The organism is Constrictibacter sp. MBR-5, assembly GCF_040549485.1.
GTDB lineage: Bacteria > Pseudomonadota > Alphaproteobacteria > JAJUGE01 > JAJUGE01 > Constrictibacter.
This window is the reverse complement of the sequence record NZ_JBEPTK010000006.1, coordinates 182,193-199,090: the sequence shown is the minus strand read 5'-3', so window position 1 is coordinate 199,090 and position 16,898 is coordinate 182,193. Positions and strand designations below refer to the sequence as shown.

The following is a 16,898-nucleotide window of genomic DNA, read 5'->3' as shown; positions in this document are numbered from 1 at the left end:
CCGTCAGGCGCGGTTCGTCGGCGGCCCGCGGCGCGACACGAAGACGATCAGCCAGGCGATGCCCGCACCCAGCAACAGGATCATCAGGGGCACGAACACGGCCCCGATGAGCGGAATTCGCGTGATCGACGCTTCGGCGAAGGGAGCGGCCACGCCGATATAGATCGCCGCGACGATGGTGAGCGCGATCCAGCCCCAGAAGAACCAGCGCCGCGTCGCGCGCGGGCGCTGCTCTCCCGGCTTTCCGCCGTGAAGGCTCTTCGCCGTCATCTGCTCGTGCATGCCGTCCTCCTGCCGCACCGGTTTACAGGCGTTCGGCCACTCAATGCGGGCGTCGGCTCACGGTTCCGGAGGAGGGCGCCGGAGGCGCTGGCCAGTCCGTCCGGCGTACCGTGTCGAAGAGCAGGCAGACGAACGCAGCCAGCATCACGAGCGCATTCGCCGCATGGGAATATTCCCACTGCAGGCGCAGCGCGGCCCAGTCGGCCGTTATCATCGTCCAGTTGCCGGTCGACTGGTTCGCCGGGAAGGTGCAGACGAAGAACACGGCGAGATTGATGGCCACCAGGAGGAAGGCGAGGAATGCCGGCGCCGGACGCTCCGCCCGCCGATACAGGAGAAGCGCCAGTGCGAGCGTCGTAAGGAGTGCGCCGATCAGGAGGATCCCGAAGTGGGACCAACCGGCATAGATCTGCTGCACGGTGAAATAGGCCTCCCGATCGAGCGCCATCTTGCCCGGCAGTTCCGCCAGATGAGCGCCGCCCGGGATCAGTGCGAGCGCCGTGAGGAGCAGTGCCAGAAACCGTGCCGTCCGAATGGCCATGGTCGAGGATCCCGCATCGACTTGGCAGGATGATCAGTACGACTGCCAGATCCTGCTTCTGTGACGGTTCATCTCGGTCCTAAGATAGCGGCAATTGCGGCCTCACTGTGGAGCGCGTCCCATGCTGGTCGATCCGAGTGCCGAGGATGTCGCTTTTCGCGACGAGGTTCGCGCATTCCTTCGGGAGCGGCTGCCGCCCGACATCAAGGCCAGGGTCGACAACGGCGTCGCCTTGCGGCGCGACGACATCATGCGGTGGCACCGTATCCTGTACGAACGCGGCTGGGTCGCGCCGAACTGGCCGGTGGAATGGGGCGGGCCGGGGTGGACGATCGGCCAGAAATACATCTGGGACGAGGAGCAGGGGCTCGCGGGGGCGCCGCGGCTGATCAGCTTCGGCATCAACATGTGCGGGCCGGTGCTGATCCACTACGGCACCGAGGCGCAGAAGCGCCACTTCCTGCCGCGGATCCTCTCCGGCGAGGACGTCTGGTGCCAGGGCTATTCCGAACCCGAGTCCGGCTCGGACCTGGCGTCGCTGAAGACCCGCGCCGACCGCGACGGCGACCTTTGGGTGGTGAACGGCACGAAGCTGTGGACCACCATGGCGCATTTCGCCAACAAGGTCTTCCTGCTGGTCCGCACCAGCCAGGAGGCGAAGAAGCAGGAGGGCATATCGTTCCTGCTGGCCGACCTGGACGCGCCCGGCGTCACGATCCGGCCGATCCACCTGATCGACGGCCTGCACGAGACCAACCAGGTCTTCTATGACAATGTCCGGGTCCCGGCCGAGAATCTGGTCGGGGAGCCGGGCAGGGGCTGGGACATCGCGAAATACCTGCTCGGCCACGAGCGCATGAGCGGCGGCTCACTGGGCCATCAGAAGAAGATCCTCAGCCACCTGCGGCGCATCGCTGCTACGGACGCGACGTCGGAGGGCAGGCCGCTGATCGAGGAGCCCGCCTTTCGGGCGAAGCTGGCGCGGGCCGAACTGGAGCTGAAGGCGGTCGAGGCGCTCATGCTGCGTGCACTCGGCGGCGTCTCGGCCGAGCGGCAGCTCGGTGTCGAGGCCAACATGATCAAGATCCGCGGCACCGAACTGCACCAGCTGCTGACCGAACTGCGCATGGAGGCGCTCGGCTACTACGCCGAGCCCTATGTCCTATCGGCGCTGACGGAGGGCTGGAACGAGCCGCCGATCGGGCCCGAATACGCCAACGGCGCGACGCCGGCCTACCTGCATTTCCGCAAGGTCTCGATCTATTCGGGCTCGAACGAGATCCAGCACAACATCATCGCCAAGGCGGCGCTGGGGCTCTAGGAGATCGGGCCCAAACAGTCGATCCGGGTCACGCGATCGGCCCGTCGCGGCGCAGGGCGCGGCCGGAACGTACGCCGGTGGACACACCGTCGCGCCAGACCGGCTGGCCGTTGACCAGCACGATGTCGATGCCGGGCGAGGGACGGATCGGATCCTCGAACGTCGCGGCGTCGATCACCGTGGCCGGATCGAAGACGGTCACGTCGGCGAAGGCGCCGACACGCAGTACGCCGCGGTCCTTGATGCCGAACTTGGCGGCGGTCAGGCCGGTCATCCGGCGCACGGCCTCTTCCAGTGGCATAAGGCCGAGGTCGCGGCTGTAGTGCCCCAGGACGCGCGGGAAGGTACCCCACAGCCGTGGGTGCGGGCGCGGGTCGTGCGGCAGCCCGTCGGAGCCGATCATCGCGCCGGCGAAGCGCAGCACGCGCTGCACGTCGTCCTCGGACATGGTGAAGTAGATGGCGCCGGCGGGCACGAGCCGGCTCGCCATCTCGAACTTGTCGACGCCGTGCTCGGCGGCGATGTCGTCCAGGTCGCGGCCCGCGACCTCCGGCATCTTCTCCGACCATGTGACGATGACGCGGGTCGCGTCGTTCAGGCGGCCGGGCAGGAGGACGGTGGAACTGGCCGAATAGGGATAGACGTCGAGCGAGACGCGCTGGCTCTTCGCCGCTTCCGCGATGCGCAGCAGGGTCTTTTCGACCTTGCCGTGGTTGGGTAGGCCGGATGCCTTGTGGTGCGAGATGACGACCGGGACTTCGGCGCGCCGGCCGATCTCGAGTGTCTCCTCGACGGACTGCTCGAGGCCAGCACCCTCGTCGCGCATATGCGTGGCGTAAAGGCCGCCGAAGGGCTGAAGCGCCTCGGCGATCGCCACCACCTCGTCCGTCGATGCGGCACGGGCGGGCGGGTAGAACAGGCCGGTCGAGAAGCCGGTGGCGCCGGCCTGCAGCGCCTCCGTCACATGGCCTCTCATCCGGGCGATCTCGTCGTCGGTCGCGGTGCGGTCCAGGTCTGCCATCTCGCGCACGCGCAGCGTCTGGTGGCCGATCAGGAAGACGCCGTTCGCCGCGGCCGGCTTTGCGTCCAGCTCGTCCAGATAGGCGCCGAAGGTCGGGAAGCGGAACCATTCCACGCCCAGCAGGTCGAGCGGCGGCGGCGGCCGCCCGGTCGGGACGAAGGGCGCCAGACTGACGCCGCAATTGCCGACCACCACCGTGGTCACGCCCTGGCTGACCTTGGCCGACATGTCGGGGTCCGACAGGAGCAGGCGGTCGTCGTGGGTATGCGCGTCGATGAAGCCCGGCGAGACGGTCCTGCCCGTCGCGTCGATCTCCAGTTCGGCGCGGCCCGGACCGACATCGCCGACAGCGACGATGCGGTCGCCGCTGATGGCGACGTCGCCCGGCCTGCCGGGGGTGCCGGTGCCGTCGACGATCGTGCCGCCGCGGATGACGATGTCGAAATGGTCCATGAGCCTATTCCCGGTATTCGCTGATCTCTGCGCCAGCACGAACCATGCCGTCGCAACGCACGATCGCGTAGACGCCGCAGTCGGCGTGCCCGTAGTTCTTGCGCAGCGCCAGCGGCACCTGCTGGTCGCGCTCGCCCGTCTGCGGGTTCACGGTCGTCGCGGCACAGCGTTCGATGCGCGACACGATCTCCAGGCGGACGTCGCCGACGGCGATCGTCTTGCCGATCCAGTCGAACTCGGCCCACGGCTCGGCCTCGATGATCAGGTTGCCGCGGAAGCGGCGCGCGTCGAGGTCGGCCCCCATGCGGGTGCCCAGGTCGCGGACGCTGGCGAGGTTGATGATCGAGACGTGCGGCGGGGCGGTGTCGGCGAAGCTCTGCCCGTCGGCGCCGGGCGGCAGGTCCGCCGGGATCTCCACCAGGCGCGGCATGCCGCGCAGCGCGTCCTCCCCGACCACCGCCGACAGGGCATCGACCAGACGGTCCGCCGCCGGCTGCTGGCGAAGGTCGCCGTCGAAATGCACGCCCTCGCCGTCGAAGGCGAGGTGCGCCTCGTCCGGCCGGTGCTCGGGATGCAGCTTCACCAGGGGCGCGTTGTTCGCGACCTGGAGGAAGTTCGAGCGCCGGATCCAGCCGGGCCGCATGCCGCCGAAATCCGCGTCGCCCTGGGCCACCGCGAAACGCCGGTCGTGGGGCAGGGGGCGGCCCGGGGCGACGGTGACGCCGTCGAGCTGCTGGCCAGGCAGCCCCTTCACCGGATAGCGCCAGATGCTTTCGAGCCTGCCGAGGGTCATGGATTTTGCCTCTGGTCGATGCTGCGGACGGCGGCCGTCAGGGCCGCTTGCGGGCCTTCAAATGGGCGATCGTCTCGGCGATGAGCCGTCGCGGCTCGTCGGTCTCATAGGAGCGCGCGATGCAGCGCACGCCGGCCTGGATCGCGTCGTTGACCGGCATCGCCTCCCACTCGCGCATCAGCCCCTTCTGCAGGCGAATGGCGTTCGGGCCGGCGGCGACGATGGAATCGACCCATCTGGCGACCGCCGCGTCGAGTTCGGCGGCCGGCACCACCCGCTCCACCAGGCCCCATTCCAGCGCCTCGCGGGCGTCGATGTTCTCGCCCGTGTAGAGGAAGACCTTCGTCCGGCCCCAGCCGATGAGCTGCGGCAGCAGGGCGGCTTCCACCACCGACGGCAGGCCGATCTTGACCTCCGGCATGCCGAAGACGGCATTGTCGGACGCCACCCGCATGTCGCAGGCGGCCATCACCTCCAGTCCGGCGCCGAGGCAGATGCCGTTCACCCGCGCGATCACCGGTACGGGCAGGTCGCGCAGCGCACGGCTCATGCCGTGCACGAGCAGGATGAAGTCGCGCGCCGAGTGCTGGTCCAGACTGCCCAGCTCGAAGATGTCGGCGCCGCCCATGAAGGCGCGGTCGCCGACGCCGGTGACGATCACCAGCCGCAGGTCCGGGTCGCGGCCCAGGGTATCGACGGCGTCGATGAAGGCCCGCATCGTCGCCGAGCCCAGGCTGTTCATGCGCCGGGCATTGTCGATCGCCACGGTCGCGACCTTGCCGTTCGGCCGCTCCTCGATCGAGACGGCGACGGGAGATGAACTGTCGGACATAGAACTGTCGGGCATCGAACTCTCAGAACAGGGAATAGGCGCCGTCGATGACGAAGGTGTCGCCGGAATGATAGCTGCTGGCGTCGCTGGTCAGGTAGACGGCGATGCCGCCGAAATCCTCCTTGGTGCCCCAGCGCCCCGCCGGAACGCGCGGCTTCACCGCCTCGACGAATTTCGGGAAGGCGAAGCTGCCGGCGGTCATCGACGTCTCGATCCAGCCGGGTAGGATGGCGTTGGCGCGGATGCCGTTGCGGCCGAACTCGACCGCGAGGCCGCGGATCATCGAGTTCACCGCCCCCTTGGTGGCGCCGTAATGCTCGCCGCGCGCCTGGCCCATGATCGCCGCGAGGCTCGACGTGACGGCCAGCGACCCGCCCTGGCCGCGCTCGACCATGTGCTTCGCCGCCTCGCGCAGCGTAAAGAAGACGCCGTCGAGGTTGACGCTCATCACCCGGCGCCACTCCTCGTAGCTCATGCCGGTGAATCCGTCTTTGTTGCGGCGGCGGTCGCTGGAGACACCGGCATTGGCGAAGCAGGCGTTCACATGGCCCAGCTCCGCCACCGTCTCGGCGAAGCGGTCGATCACCGACTGTTCGTCCGCGACGTTGCAGTTCAGCGCCATGACCTTGGTGCCGTAGCCCTTCAGGGTCTCCAGCGCCGCGGCGTTCTTCTCGTCGTTGGTACCCCAGATGCAGACGTCGGCACCGGCCTGGGCCACGGCTTCGGCCATGCCGAGGCCGATGCCGCCGTTGCCGCCGGTCACGAGGACGACCTTGCCGGTGAGGTCGAAGGGCTTGTAGGACATCGGGCGATCCTTCTTGTCGTTCGCGTCTTCTGGTCGGTGTGGTTCCGGCGCGGTCAGGCGCAGAGGGGCGGCAGTCCCAGCCGCTCGACGGGCGTGCCGATGACGCGCTCGCACGCCATGCCGGCGGCGAGCAGCAGCTCTTCCTGCTCCGGGCCGGCCATCAGCTGGATGCCGACGGGCATGCCGGCGGCATCCTTGCCGACCGGGAGCGTGATGGCGCAGAAGCCGAGCAGGTTGGCGATGCAGGTGTTGCGCAGCGCCATCATGTTCGCGGACTGGTACGCCTCGGCGCCCGCGACGGCCTCGACCGTCGGCGGCGTGATCGGCACGGTCGGACCGATGACGAAGTCGAACGGCGCCATGCGCGCCATGACCTTCGCCGCGACGTCGCGCAGGCGCCACAGGCGGCTGATATAGTCGATCGCCGGCACCGCCTCCATGCGCTCGAAGCGGCTGCGTACGTTCGGATCGAGCGTCGCCTTCCAATCGGCCAGTTCGGTGTTGATGAAGGCCGCGAACTCGGCTGCGGTGATGCCGCCCGTCCTGAAGATGCCGATGACGTCGTCGAGTTCCGGCAGGTCGAGGCGCGAGACGTGCAGGCCCGCGCCGGAGAGTTCCTGCACCGCCTGCTCGACGGCTTCCGCCACGCCCGGCGCGCAGTCGCGGTAGAACCAGTCGCAGACGCCGGCGCGCAGGGTCGAGAGGTCGTAGCCCGACAGCGCCGCGACGAGGTCGAGCGGGTGCTCGTCGGTCTGCGGGTCGATCGCCGCGAAGCCCATCGCCGCATCGCCGACCGACCGCGCCAGCACGCCCGGCGTGTCCAGCGTGCGGCTGAGCGGCGTGATCCCGAGCGTCGACCAGCGTGCGGCCGTGGTCTTGAGGCCGACGCAGCCGGTGACGCTCGCCGGTATGCGCACCGAACCGGCGGTGTCGGTACCGAGGGCGAGGACGCACGAGCCTTCCCAGAGGCTGACGCCGGCGCCGGCACTCGAACCGCCCGGCACGCGATGGCTGGCGGCATCCCAGGGATTGCGCGGCGTGCCCCAGTGCGGATTGGTGCCCAGGCCGCCGAACGCGAACTCGACCGTGTGCGTCTTGCCCGGGATCACCGCCATGCCACGGCGCAGGGCGGTAACGACCGGACCTTCCTCCTCCCACGACGCCGGCAGGCGGGTCGGCGAGCCGGCGAAGGTCGGGAAGCCCCGGACGCCGTACAGGTCCTTCACCGACACGGGAAGCCCCTGGAACGCTCCGAGGTCGTAGCCTGCGGCCAGGGCGGTGTCGGCCAGAGCCGCCTCACGGCGTGCCCGATCCGACTCCCAGACCTTGTAGGCGGACAGGGTGGGGTCCAGGCGGTCGTGCCGATCGATCGCCGCCTCGGCGACGGCCGCGGCCGTCGTCGTCCCGGAGCGCAGGTCGCCTGCGAGTTGCACCGCCGAGGTGCGCAGCATGTCAAGTTTCGGCAACGCTCGGACTCCATTCCGGGGGCGGGTGGTGGCGCGAGCATCCTTCCCTTGCTCGGCCGTTGCAACACTCTATCCGCCAGCGGCGGCCGCCATTTGCAGGGGCGTCCCGGCTCCTGTATTCACTTGTGACGGGCGCGGTTCGGTCGCGCCGACTTCCGTCGGGATCAGGGTTCGCCGCGCGCATGCGCATATTCCGCCATCATACCGATCTGCCGGCCGAAGCCCGCGGCGCCGCCGTCGCCGTGGGGAATTTCGACGGGGTGCATCGCGGCCACAAGGCGGTGATCGCCGAGGCCGGTCGAATCGCCCGCGCGGAGGGCGTGCCGCACGGCGTGCTGACGTTCGAGCCGCATCCGCGCCGCTTCTTCCGGCCGGACGATCCGCCGTTCCGCCTGTCGACGCTGCGCACCAAGACGCACTGGATCGCCGCCACCGGCGCCGACCTGCTGTTCGTGCTGCCGTTCGACGGGACGCTGGCCAAGAAGGATCCGGCCGCGTTCGTCGGCAGCGTCCTGACCGAGGGGCTGGGTGTCCGCCATGTGGTCATCGGGCACAATTTCCGCTTCGGCCAGGGCCGGAGCGGTACCGCGGAAGCGCTGATCGCGCTCGGTGAGCAGGCGGGATTCAGCGTCACGCAGATGGATGCGGTGCGCGCCGCGAACGGCGACGAAATCTCGTCGACTCGTGTTCGCGAACTGCTGGCGGCGGGCGATCCCGCAGGGGCCGCGCGCCTCCTCGGCCAATGGTGGGAGGTCGAGGGCCGCGTGCAGCACGGCGACAAGCGCGGCCGCACCATCGGGTTCCCCACGGCGAACGTCGAGATGGGCGAGCAGCTGGTGCCGGCGCTGGGCGTCTATGCCGTGCGGGCGGCGATCGACGACGGCGGGGTTCCGGTCTGGCGGGACGCGGTGGCGAATCTCGGGCGGCGTCCGACGGTCGACGGCCTGAAGCTGTCGTTCGAGGTGCATCTGATGGATTTCGCCAGCGATCTGTACGGCAAGCATCTCCGCGTTCAGATGATCGGCTTCGTGCGGCCGGAGAAGAAGTTCGACGGGCTGGACGCCCTGAAGGCGCAGATCGCCGCCGACGCCGAGACGGCGCGCCAGATGCTGGCCGTCGCGCCGGCGTAAGCGCACGCGGCCGCTCTCGCGGCCAATCCGGTTGAGCGATCCCGGCGCCGCGTCTATAGAAGCGCTCCGATACACCTGCTGAGGGGATGGCGTGGCAATCGCCAGCATGACCGGCTTCGCGCGTGCCCAGAGCGACGACCAGTGGCAGACCTGGACCTGGGAAGTTAAGAGCGTCAACGCGCGCGGGCTCGACCTGCGCTTCCGGCTGCCGCCCGGGCTCGACCGGCTCGAGGTCGCGGCGCGCGCCGCGGTTTCCGCCCGGTTCAAGCGCGGAAATCTCGCACTCGGGCTGGTGGTCGCGCGTCACGCGGGTCAGGCCGAGCCGCAGATCAACGAAGACCTCCTCGGCCTCCTGGCGAAGCGCGGTCTGGCGCTCGCGTCCGCCAACGGCGTCGCGCCGCCGACCATGGATGGGCTGCTGGCACTGCGCGGCGTCATCGACGTCGCGGCGGTGGACGAGCCCGACGAGGAGCCGGAGGTCCGCGACGCCGCGATGCTCGCGACTCTGGTCGACGCCCTGGATGCGCTGGGCGCCATGCGGCGCGACGAGGGGGCGCGGCTGCGCACGGTGATGACCGGCCAGCTGGATACCATGGACGGACTGCGCCGTGCCGCCGAGGCGTGCGCCAGCGCCCATCCCGATGCGGCGCGCAACCGGCTGAAGGAACAGGTCGAGGCGCTGCTGCAGATGTCGCCGGCGCTCACCGAAGAGCGGTTGAACCAGGAAGCGGCGCTGCTGATCGCCAAGGCGGACATCCGGGAGGAGCTCGATCGGCTGGCCGCGCACATCGCGGCGGCGCGCGAACTGCTGGCGGCGGGCGAGGCCGTCGGGCGCCGGCTGGACTTCCTCTGCCAGGAACTGAACCGCGAGGCGAACACCGTCTGCTCAAAGTCGGGCGACCTGGAACTCACCCGGATCGGCTTGGACCTGAAGGCGGTCGTGGAGCAGTTCCGCGAGCAGGTGCAGAACATTGAATAGCGACGACCCGTCCCACATCCATCGTCGCGGCCTGATGCTGGTGCTGTCGTCGCCCTCCGGTGCCGGGAAGACGACCATCTCGCGCCGCCTGCTGGAGCTGGAGCCCGGCCTGTCGATGTCCGTGTCCGCCACGACGCGGCCGAAGCGCCCGGGCGAGACGGCGGGACGCGACTATCACTTCGTCGACAAGACCGAATTCGGCCTGATGATCAACCGCGCCGAGCTCATGGAGCACGCGAAGGTCTTCGGCCACTATTATGGAACGCCGCGCAAACCCGTGGAGGATACCCTTGCCGGCGGCAAGGATGTCCTGTTCGACATCGACTGGCAGGGTACGCAGCAACTGGCGGAAAGCGCCCGCGACGACCTCGTCAGCGTCTTCATCCTGCCGCCGAGCATCGCCGAACTGGAACGCCGGCTGAAGCGGCGCGCCCAGGACAGCGACGACGTGGTGGCGGCGCGGATGGCGAAGGCGTCGGACGAGATGAGCCACTATTTCGAGTACGACTATGTCGTCGTGAACCGCGACGTGGACCGCAGCGTGCAGCAGGTCCAGGCCATCCTGCACGCGGAGCGGCTGAAGCGGCGGCGCCAGATCGGCCTCGGCGACTTCGTGAAGGCTCTCAGGGGCGGCGCCTAACCTGCTGGCTTCATAAGGGAAGTTCGGCCGTGTCGCCGGCGGCCATCGCCTCGGCGATCAGCTCCGCCTCGGATTCGGCGGAGGCGGCGGCCAACATCTCGTCGGTGGCGCCGCCGTAGACCGACTCCTTGCCGATCTCCAGCAGGACCGGGACCGCCAGCGGCGAGACGCGGTCGAGGCGCCGGATCCGGATCCGGCCGCGGGCGCGGGCCAGCATGTCGCCCAGCCGGCGCACGTCGGTCAGCCCGGTCGCCGCGTCGGCGCGCGTGGCCCGCAGCAGGATGTGGTCGGGTTCGTGCCGCCGCAGCACGTCGTAGATCAGGTCCGAGTTGAAGGTGACCTGGCGGCCGGTCTTCTGCTGGCCGGGGTGGCGGCGCTCGATCAGCCCGGCGATCACTGCCACGTTGCGGAAGGTCCGTTTCAGCAGCGAGGACTCCGCCATCCAGTCCTCCAGGTCGTCGCCCAGCATGTCCTCGGAGAAGAGGGCGTCGAAGCCTGTCGCCTCGCGCAGACTCCAGACGGTCAGCACATAGTCGCTCGCCGCGAATCCGAGCGGGCCGAATCCCATGCGCTCCATGCGGCGCGTCAGCAGCATGCCCAGCGTCTGGTGCGCGTTGCGCCCCTCGAAGCAGTAGGCGACGAGGTACCAGCGGCCGCCGCGGGGAAACGTCTCGATCAGCAGGCCGTCGCGTTCCGGCAGCAGGGAGCGCCAGTCCTGGATGCGAAGCCACTCCCGCACGTCGTCGGGGAGGAACCGCCACTGGCTGCGGTCGGCGAGGATGCGCCGCACCCGGTCCGCAAGATGGGTGGTCAGCGGAAGACGGCCGCCGGCATAGGCGGGGACCTTCGGCGTTTCGCCGGTGGCGCGGGTGGCCACGACGACCGTCTCGCGCACGCCTTCGAAGCGCAGCATCTGGCCGGCGAAGACGAAGGTGTCGCCAGGGACCAGCCCCGAGACGAAATACTCCTCGACCTCGCCCAGGATGCGACCGCCGAGGCGGACCTTCAGGACGGGGGCCTCGACGATGGTGCCGACATTCATGCGCCAGCGCCGCACGAGGTCCTTCGCGGCCGGCCGCCACAGCCCGTCCTCGTCCTGTTCGAGGCGCCGGAAGCGTTCGTATGCGCCGAGCGCGTAACCGCCGGTGGCCACGAACGCGAGCACGTCATCGAAGTCGCGGCGGGCGAGGTCGCGATAGGGCCAGGCGCCGCGGACCTCGCCGTAGAGCGCGTCCGCATCGAAGGGCGCGGCACAGGCCATGCCCGTCACGTGCTGCGCCAGCACGTCCAGCGCCCCCGGATGCGGCGTCTCGCCGTCCAGTTCCCGCGCCTCGACCGCGTCGATGGCCGCCCGGCACTCCAGAAGCTCGAACCGGTTGGCCGGCACCAGAAGTGCCTTGCTCGGCTGGTCGAGACGGTGGTTGGCGCGGCCGATGCGCTGCAGCAGGCGGGAGGCCCCCTTCGGCGCACCGACCTGGACGACGAGGTCGACGCCGCCCCAGTCGATGCCGAGGTCGAGGGAGGAGGTGGCGACCACGGCGCGCAGCCGCCCGGCGGACATGGCCGCTTCCACCTTCCGCCGCTGTTCGACGGCCAGGCTGCCGTGGTGCAGGGCGATCGCCAGCCCGTCCTCGTTCAGGTGCCAGAGTGCCTGGAAGCAGAGCTCCGCCTGGGCACGCGTATTGACGAAGACGATCGTCGTGCCGTGCGCGCGGATGGCGGCATAGATCTCCGGCATGGCGTAGAGCGCCATGTGACCTGCCCAGGGGATCCGCGCATCGGGATGAAGCACGGTCACATCCGGCGCGGTCCCGCTGCGGCCGATCACGAGTTCCACGTCATCCGGATCCCGGCCCGCCGATGGCGACAGCCAGGCGCGCATGGCCTCGCGATCCGCGATCGTGGCCGACAGGCCCATGCGCCTGCAGTTCGGGGCGAGCGCCGCGAGCCTTGCCAGGCACAGCGCCAACTGGTCGCCGCGCTTGCTCTGCGCCATCGCATGCAGTTCGTCGACGATGATGCAGGCGAGGCTGCCGAACATCGCCCCGGCGTCCGGGTAGGACAGCATCAGTACCAGCGACTCGGGGGTCGTCAACAAGATGTTGGGCGGGCTGCGCCGCTGCCGGTCGCGCTTGTGCGAAGGCGTGTCGCCGGTCCGCGTCTCGGTCCGGATCGCGAGGTTCATCTCCGCGACGGGTGCTTCGAGGTTGCGATGGATGTCGACCGCCAGCGCCTTGAGCGGCGAGACGTAGAGCGTGTGTAGCCCCGTTCGCGGCGCCGCGGCGAGGTCGATCAGCGAGGGAAGGAAGCCCGCCAGCGTCTTGCCGCCGCCCGTCGGCGCGATGAGCAGCGCCGAGCGGCCGCGCACCGCGGCTTCGACCAGCGCCAGCTGATGGCGGTGCGGCTGCCAGCCGCGGCCCGCGAACCAGCCCAGGAAGGGTTCGGGAAGCGTCGGATTCATTGCAATGCACAAGATAAGGTGCGGATTCCCGTTGCCGGAGTGGAAACCCCCGAGAAAGCGTCCGATATTAAGCGCAATGCGCAGACCAAGGAGGCGGCGATGGGCCAGCGCGAGTTGGGCGAGGAATCCCAACGCAAGATTGCGATCGAGATGTTTCTCGACACGTGGGACAAGGCCGCCGACATCGGCGTCTCGGCCGAAGTGTTGGCCGAGGTGCTGATCTATCTCGCCGTGACGGATCTGGTCGACGATCGCGGCGAGGAATGGACGGCCGACATCGTCGGGGATCTTCCCGACAGGATCCTGGGCGGAGAGTTCACCCTCGAAGGCGGCGAGGCCGACTGACCTCAGGAGGCCGTCGCCTCCAACGTTTCCTGCGCCGCCAGCCACGCATCCTCGGCCGTGGCCAGTTCCGCCTCGATCTCGGCCAGCTTGACCTGCAGCCGGGCCACGTCGTTGCCCGGCCGCTCGTAGAGACCCGGGTCGGCCAGCAGCCGCATGGCCTGCTCCCGCGCCTTCGTCAGGCGGTCGACCCGTGCCTCGGCATCGCGGACGGCGCGCCGCTCGGCGGCCAGGTTCGAACGGGCACCGCCCGTCGTGCGCACCTTCTCTTTCCGGTTGGTCTTGTCGTCGCGCGCCTCGCGCTTCTCGGCGCGCCGTTCCTCCTGAAGCTGGCGGCGGTAGTCCGCGATGTCGCCGTCGAACGGCCGGCAGCCGCCCTCGCGAACCAGCCAGAGCCGGTCGGCGCAGAGTTCCACCAGATGCGGGTCGTGGGTGACCAGCAGGACGGCACCCTCCCACTCCGCCAGGGCCTCGACCAGGGCCTCGCGCGCCTCGATGTCCAGGTGGTTCGTCGGCTCGTCGAGCAGGAGGATGTTGGGCGCGTCGCGGGTCACGGTCGCGAACAGCAGGCGCGCCTTCTCGCCGCCGGACAGCGCACCGATCTTCACGTCCGCGCGCTGCTGCGGAAAGCCGAACCGGCCGAGATGGGCGCGAACCTTCGCCTCCGGCGCGTCGCGCATCTCGCGCGACATGTGCGCGAACGCGGTGATCGACAGGTCGAAGGCGTCCGCCTGTTCCTGCTCGAAATAGCCGAGGCGCACCTTCGACGCGCGGACGACGTCGCCCGAGATCGGATTCAGCCGCCCGAGCAGAAGCTTCAGGAAGGTCGACTTGCCGTTGCCGTTGGCGCCCAGCAGGGCGATCCGGTCGTCCGATCCGATCGTCAGGTTGAGCCCGCGCAGCACCGGCCGCCCGTCATAGCCGACGCTGACATTGTCCAGCGTGATCAGCGGCGAGGGCAGCGCCTCGGGGTCCGGGAACTGGAAGCGCGTTTCGGGCTCGCGCAGGATCGGCCCGATCTCCTCCATCCGCTCCAGCGCCTTGATGCGCGACTGGGCTTGGCGCGCCTTGCTGGCCTTGTAGCGGAACCGGTCGATGAAGGCCTGCATGTGCGCGCGCGCCGCGGCCTGCTTGACCGCCTGCGCCTCATGCAGCCGCAGGCGCTCGGCACGCGTCCGCTCGAACGTGTCGTAGTTGCCGCGATACAGCGTCAGGGCACCCCCGGCGAGGTGGAGGATCGAGCCGGCGACGCCGTTGAGAAGGCTGCGGTCGTGGCTGACCAGCAGGATCGTGCCGCGATAATTGTTGAGGTAGCTCTCCAGCCAGATGCGCGTCTCGAGGTCGAGATGGTTGCTCGGCTCGTCCAGCAGCATCAGCTCCGGTGCGGCGAACAGCGTGGCGGCGAGCGCCACGCGCATCCGCCAGCCGCCGGAGAAGTCGCCGAGCGGCCGGCCCTGCATCGCATCGTCGAACCCGAGGCCGGCCAGGATGGACGCGGCGCGCGCCTCGGCCGACTCCGCGCCGATATCGGCCAGACGCGTGTGGATGTCGGCGATGCGCTGCGGATCCGTCGCCGTCTCGGCCTCCGTGAGCAGCGCGTCGCGTTCGCTGTCCGCCGCGAGAACGAAGGCGAGGGGCGAACGCTTCGCCTCCGGCATCTCCTGCAGGACCGACCCGACGCGCGTGCGCGCACTGAGCTCGATCGAGCCGCCATCAGGCAGCAACTCGCCGGTCAGCAGCTTCAGCAGGGTCGACTTGCCCGTGCCGTTGCGGCCGACGAGGCCGACCTTGTGGCCGTCGGGGATCGTCACCGACGCCCCTTCGAGGATCGTCCGGCCGGCGATGCGGTAGGTGAGATTGTCTATACGGAGCATGGCGGCCGGATGGATATCACGCCGGCCGCCTCACTGCACGCGCGCGCTCCGCCGCAGCCGGTGCCCCTACCAGCTGGTGCGGAAGTTTCGGCTTAGATGGTCGGTGATCAGCATCGATCCGGGCGTATGGGTGATGCAGAGCGGCGGGCGCGCCTCACGCACGGCGTTCTGCGGCGTGACGCCGCAGGCCCAGAAGACGGGGATCTCACCGGGACGGATCTCCTGCACGTCGCCCCAGTCGGGCCGGCCGAGGTCGGCGATGCCGATCGGCGACGGGTCGCCGAGATGCACCGGCGCACCGTGCGCCGCCGGCTGGCGCGACGTGATCTCGACCGCGCGGATGGCGTCGGCTGGCGTCATCGGCCGCATCGAAACGACCATGCCGCCGCGGAACGGCCCGGAGGGCGTGGTTTCGATGCTGGTCCGGTACATCGAGACGGTCAGGTCCTCCTCGATGTGGCGCAGCGGGATCCCCTCCTGCATCAGCGCCTCCTCGAACGAGAAGGAACAGCCCAGCACGAACGTGACCATGTCATCGGTCCACAGCGACTGCAGGTCGGTCACCTGCTCGCCGAGTTCGCCGTCCCGGTAGACGTTGTAGCGCGGCACGTCGGTGCGGATGTCGATGTCGGCACCGAGCGTCGGCAGCGACGGATCGCCCGGATCGGACATGCCGACCAGCGGGCACGGCTTCGGATTGCGATGGCAGTAGTTCGCGAAGAACAGCGCCTGGTCCTTCGGCAGGATGACGATGTTGCCCTGCAGGCAACCGAGCGCCATGCCGGCCGTGTGCCCCGTGTGCCGGCCGGAACGGATGAGCCGGCGGGCAGCGGCGGGAGACAGTTTCGGGTCTTCTGCGGCATCCGGCGAAGCGACGGGCTGTTGCAGCGCGACGACGGCCATCACGTCCTCCATGTCCAACGCTGCGACCCTAGCGCTGTCGGTGCGTCCAAGTCGAGGCCGATGGCGCCCGGTCGGCGTCGGGTCTAAAGTGCCGGCCAATCACACCTCCATGGAGAGCAAGACGTGGCAGAGACGCTCGGGTTCATCGGTCTTGGGGCAATGGGCGCGCCGATGTCGCGACGCCTGATCGAGGCCGGCTACAAGGTGATCGTGGCCGACCTCGACAAGGCGGCGCTGGACAAGGCGATCGCACTCGGTGCCGAGGCGGCCGCGTCGCCGGCCGACGTCGGATCGAAGGCGGAGACGGTTCTCGTCAGCCTGCCGACGCCCGACGTGGTGAAGCAGGTCGCCCTGGGGCCGAACGGCGTCGCCGAAGGCAGCCGCGTGAAGACCTTCATCGACCTGTCGACCACCGGCCCGCGCGCCGCGATCGACATCGCGAACGGTCTGAAGGCGAAGGGCATCGTGCCGATGGACGCGCCCGTCTCCGGTGGCGTCGGCGGCGCGGTGAAGGGCACGCTGGCCGTCATGGTGTCCGGCGACCGCGCCACCTGGGAGCGGCTGGAGCCGGTGTTCAAGGTCATCGGCAAGCCGTTCTTCGTGGGCGAGGAGGCCGGCCAGGGCCAGACCATGAAGATCATCAACAACCTGCTGTCCGCGACGGCGATGGCGGCCTCGGCCGAAGCGTTTGTCATGGGGGCGAAGGCGGGCCTCGACCCCGACGTCATGGTCGATGTGATCAGCGCCGGTAGCGGTCGCAATACGGCCGTCACCGACAAGTTCCCGTCCGCGATCCTGACCCGGAGCTTCGACTACGGCTTCCGCACGGAGCTCATGTACAAGGACGTGAAGCTGGCAATCGACGAGGCGGAAGCGCTCGGCGTGCCGATGTGGATCGGCCAGATGGTGAAGCAGTGGTGGAGCTACGCCTATTCGCGCGGCGGCAAGACCGAGGACTTCACCAACATCATCCGCTACGTCGAGGAGCCGGTGGGCGTCGAAGTACGCGGTCGCCGCAACACCAAGCCGGAGTAGCCGCGCCGGAATAGACGCGC

At 69.4% G+C, this 16,898-nt stretch carries 16 protein-coding genes; 6 read left to right on the top strand and 10 right to left on the bottom strand.

The window, feature by feature from the left end:
• Positions 1 to 3: 3 nt before the first annotated feature.
• A complete protein-coding gene (locus ABIE65_RS14905) occupies positions 4 to 282 on the bottom strand; it encodes a hypothetical protein (protein WP_354078705.1) in 279 nt (92 codons plus the stop codon).
• 40 nt (positions 283 to 322) lie between these two features.
• Positions 323 to 823: a hypothetical protein gene (locus tag ABIE65_RS14900; protein ID WP_354078703.1), complete on the bottom strand. Its 501-nt coding sequence runs from the start codon at positions 821 to 823 to the stop codon at positions 323 to 325.
• 121 nt (positions 824 to 944) lie between these two features.
• Here ABIE65_RS14900 and ABIE65_RS14895 point away from each other — a divergent pair, with 121 nt between their 5' ends.
• Entirely contained in the window at positions 945 to 2,144 is a 1,200-nt protein-coding gene (locus ABIE65_RS14895) for an acyl-CoA dehydrogenase family protein (protein ID WP_354078702.1), read from the top strand.
• Positions 2,145 to 2,172: 28 nt separating this feature from the next.
• On the opposite strand, the gene ABIE65_RS14890 is transcribed toward ABIE65_RS14895, so the two are convergent.
• Genes ABIE65_RS14890 through ABIE65_RS14870 form a run of 5 tightly spaced genes read right to left on the bottom strand, consistent with a single transcriptional unit; the run spans position 2,173 to position 7,514 of the window.
• A complete protein-coding gene (locus ABIE65_RS14890) occupies positions 2,173 to 3,618 on the bottom strand; it encodes an N-acyl-D-amino-acid deacylase family protein (RefSeq protein ID WP_354078701.1) in 1,446 nt (481 codons plus the stop codon).
• A gap of 4 nt (positions 3,619 to 3,622) precedes the next feature.
• Complete coding sequence (locus ABIE65_RS14885) at positions 3,623 to 4,411, bottom strand: MOSC domain-containing protein (protein ID WP_354078700.1); 789 nt, start codon at positions 4,409 to 4,411, stop codon at positions 3,623 to 3,625.
• Between the two features lie 37 nt (positions 4,412 to 4,448).
• Positions 4,449 to 5,258 (bottom strand): enoyl-CoA hydratase, encoded by an 810-nt coding sequence (locus ABIE65_RS14880; protein ID WP_354078699.1) that lies wholly within the window; start codon positions 5,256 to 5,258, stop codon positions 4,449 to 4,451.
• A 7-nt stretch (positions 5,259 to 5,265) separates the two neighbouring features.
• Positions 5,266 to 6,048 (bottom strand): SDR family NAD(P)-dependent oxidoreductase, encoded by a 783-nt coding sequence (locus ABIE65_RS14875; protein WP_354078697.1) that lies wholly within the window; start codon positions 6,046 to 6,048, stop codon positions 5,266 to 5,268.
• A gap of 53 nt (positions 6,049 to 6,101) precedes the next feature.
• Entirely contained in the window at positions 6,102 to 7,514 is a 1,413-nt protein-coding gene (locus ABIE65_RS14870) for an amidase (protein WP_354078696.1), read from the bottom strand.
• 182 nt (positions 7,515 to 7,696) lie between these two features.
• On the opposite strand from ABIE65_RS14870, the gene ABIE65_RS14865 reads away from it, so the two are divergent.
• The 3 genes from ABIE65_RS14865 (at position 7,697) to gmk (ending at position 10,263) form a co-directional block, all read left to right on the top strand.
• On the top strand, positions 7,697 to 8,644 hold the full coding sequence (locus tag ABIE65_RS14865; RefSeq protein WP_354078694.1) for a bifunctional riboflavin kinase/FAD synthetase: 948 nt from the start codon (positions 7,697 to 7,699) through the stop codon (positions 8,642 to 8,644).
• Positions 8,645 to 8,735: 91 nt separating this feature from the next.
• On the top strand, positions 8,736 to 9,623 hold the full coding sequence (locus ABIE65_RS14860) for a YicC/YloC family endoribonuclease (protein WP_354078693.1): 888 nt from the start codon (positions 8,736 to 8,738) through the stop codon (positions 9,621 to 9,623).
• Positions 9,624 to 9,657: 34 nt separating this feature from the next.
• Entirely contained in the window at positions 9,658 to 10,263 is a 606-nt protein-coding gene (gene gmk / locus ABIE65_RS14855; protein WP_354078879.1) for a guanylate kinase, read from the top strand.
• A 10-nt stretch (positions 10,264 to 10,273) separates the two neighbouring features.
• Here the strand turns inward: gmk and ABIE65_RS14850 are convergent, their stop codons facing one another.
• Positions 10,274 to 12,724, bottom strand: coding sequence for a ligase-associated DNA damage response DEXH box helicase (locus ABIE65_RS14850; protein WP_354078692.1), 2,451 nt, complete (start codon positions 12,722 to 12,724; stop codon positions 10,274 to 10,276).
• Positions 12,725 to 12,823: 99 nt separating this feature from the next.
• Between ABIE65_RS14850 and ABIE65_RS14845 the strand changes: the two genes are divergently transcribed.
• Positions 12,824 to 13,069 (top strand): hypothetical protein, encoded by a 246-nt coding sequence (locus ABIE65_RS14845; RefSeq protein ID WP_354078691.1) that lies wholly within the window; start codon positions 12,824 to 12,826, stop codon positions 13,067 to 13,069.
• A gap of 2 nt (positions 13,070 to 13,071) precedes the next feature.
• Here the strand turns inward: ABIE65_RS14845 and ABIE65_RS14840 are convergent, their stop codons facing one another.
• Positions 13,072 to 14,940, bottom strand: coding sequence for an ABC-F family ATP-binding cassette domain-containing protein (locus ABIE65_RS14840; RefSeq protein WP_354078690.1), 1,869 nt, complete (start codon positions 14,938 to 14,940; stop codon positions 13,072 to 13,074).
• 66 nt (positions 14,941 to 15,006) lie between these two features.
• Positions 15,007 to 15,843 (bottom strand): putative hydro-lyase, encoded by an 837-nt coding sequence (locus tag ABIE65_RS14835; protein ID WP_354078689.1) that lies wholly within the window; start codon positions 15,841 to 15,843, stop codon positions 15,007 to 15,009.
• Between the two features lie 123 nt (positions 15,844 to 15,966).
• On the opposite strand from ABIE65_RS14835, the gene ABIE65_RS14830 reads away from it, so the two are divergent.
• Positions 15,967 to 16,878: an NAD(P)-dependent oxidoreductase gene (locus tag ABIE65_RS14830; RefSeq protein ID WP_354078688.1), complete on the top strand. Its 912-nt coding sequence runs from the start codon at positions 15,967 to 15,969 to the stop codon at positions 16,876 to 16,878.
• The last annotated feature ends 20 nt before the right edge of the window (positions 16,879 to 16,898 follow it).

Coding starts and splice junctions, on each gene's coding strand:
- ABIE65_RS14905 (WP_354078705.1), bottom strand. CDS start 282: ATGCACGAGCAGATGACGGCGAAGAGCCTTCACGGCGGAAAGCCGGGA.
- ABIE65_RS14900 (WP_354078703.1), bottom strand. CDS start 823: ATGGCCATTCGGACGGCACGGTTTCTGGCACTGCTCCTCACGGCGCTC.
- ABIE65_RS14895 (WP_354078702.1), top strand. CDS start 945: ATGCTGGTCGATCCGAGTGCCGAGGATGTCGCTTTTCGCGACGAGGTT.
- ABIE65_RS14890 (WP_354078701.1), bottom strand. CDS start 3,618: ATGGACCATTTCGACATCGTCATCCGCGGCGGCACGATCGTCGACGGC.
- ABIE65_RS14885 (WP_354078700.1), bottom strand. CDS start 4,411: ATGACCCTCGGCAGGCTCGAAAGCATCTGGCGCTATCCGGTGAAGGGG.
- ABIE65_RS14880 (WP_354078699.1), bottom strand. CDS start 5,258: ATGCCCGACAGTTCTATGTCCGACAGTTCATCTCCCGTCGCCGTCTCG.
- ABIE65_RS14875 (WP_354078697.1), bottom strand. CDS start 6,048: ATGTCCTACAAGCCCTTCGACCTCACCGGCAAGGTCGTCCTCGTGACC.
- ABIE65_RS14865 (WP_354078694.1), top strand. CDS start 7,697: ATGCGCATATTCCGCCATCATACCGATCTGCCGGCCGAAGCCCGCGGC.
- gmk (WP_354078879.1), top strand. CDS start 9,658: ATGCTGGTGCTGTCGTCGCCCTCCGGTGCCGGGAAGACGACCATCTCG.
- ABIE65_RS14850 (WP_354078692.1), bottom strand. CDS start 12,724: ATGAATCCGACGCTTCCCGAACCCTTCCTGGGCTGGTTCGCGGGCCGC.
- ABIE65_RS14845 (WP_354078691.1), top strand. CDS start 12,824: ATGGGCCAGCGCGAGTTGGGCGAGGAATCCCAACGCAAGATTGCGATC.
- ABIE65_RS14840 (WP_354078690.1), bottom strand. CDS start 14,940: ATGCTCCGTATAGACAATCTCACCTACCGCATCGCCGGCCGGACGATC.
- ABIE65_RS14835 (WP_354078689.1), bottom strand. CDS start 15,843: ATGGCCGTCGTCGCGCTGCAACAGCCCGTCGCTTCGCCGGATGCCGCA.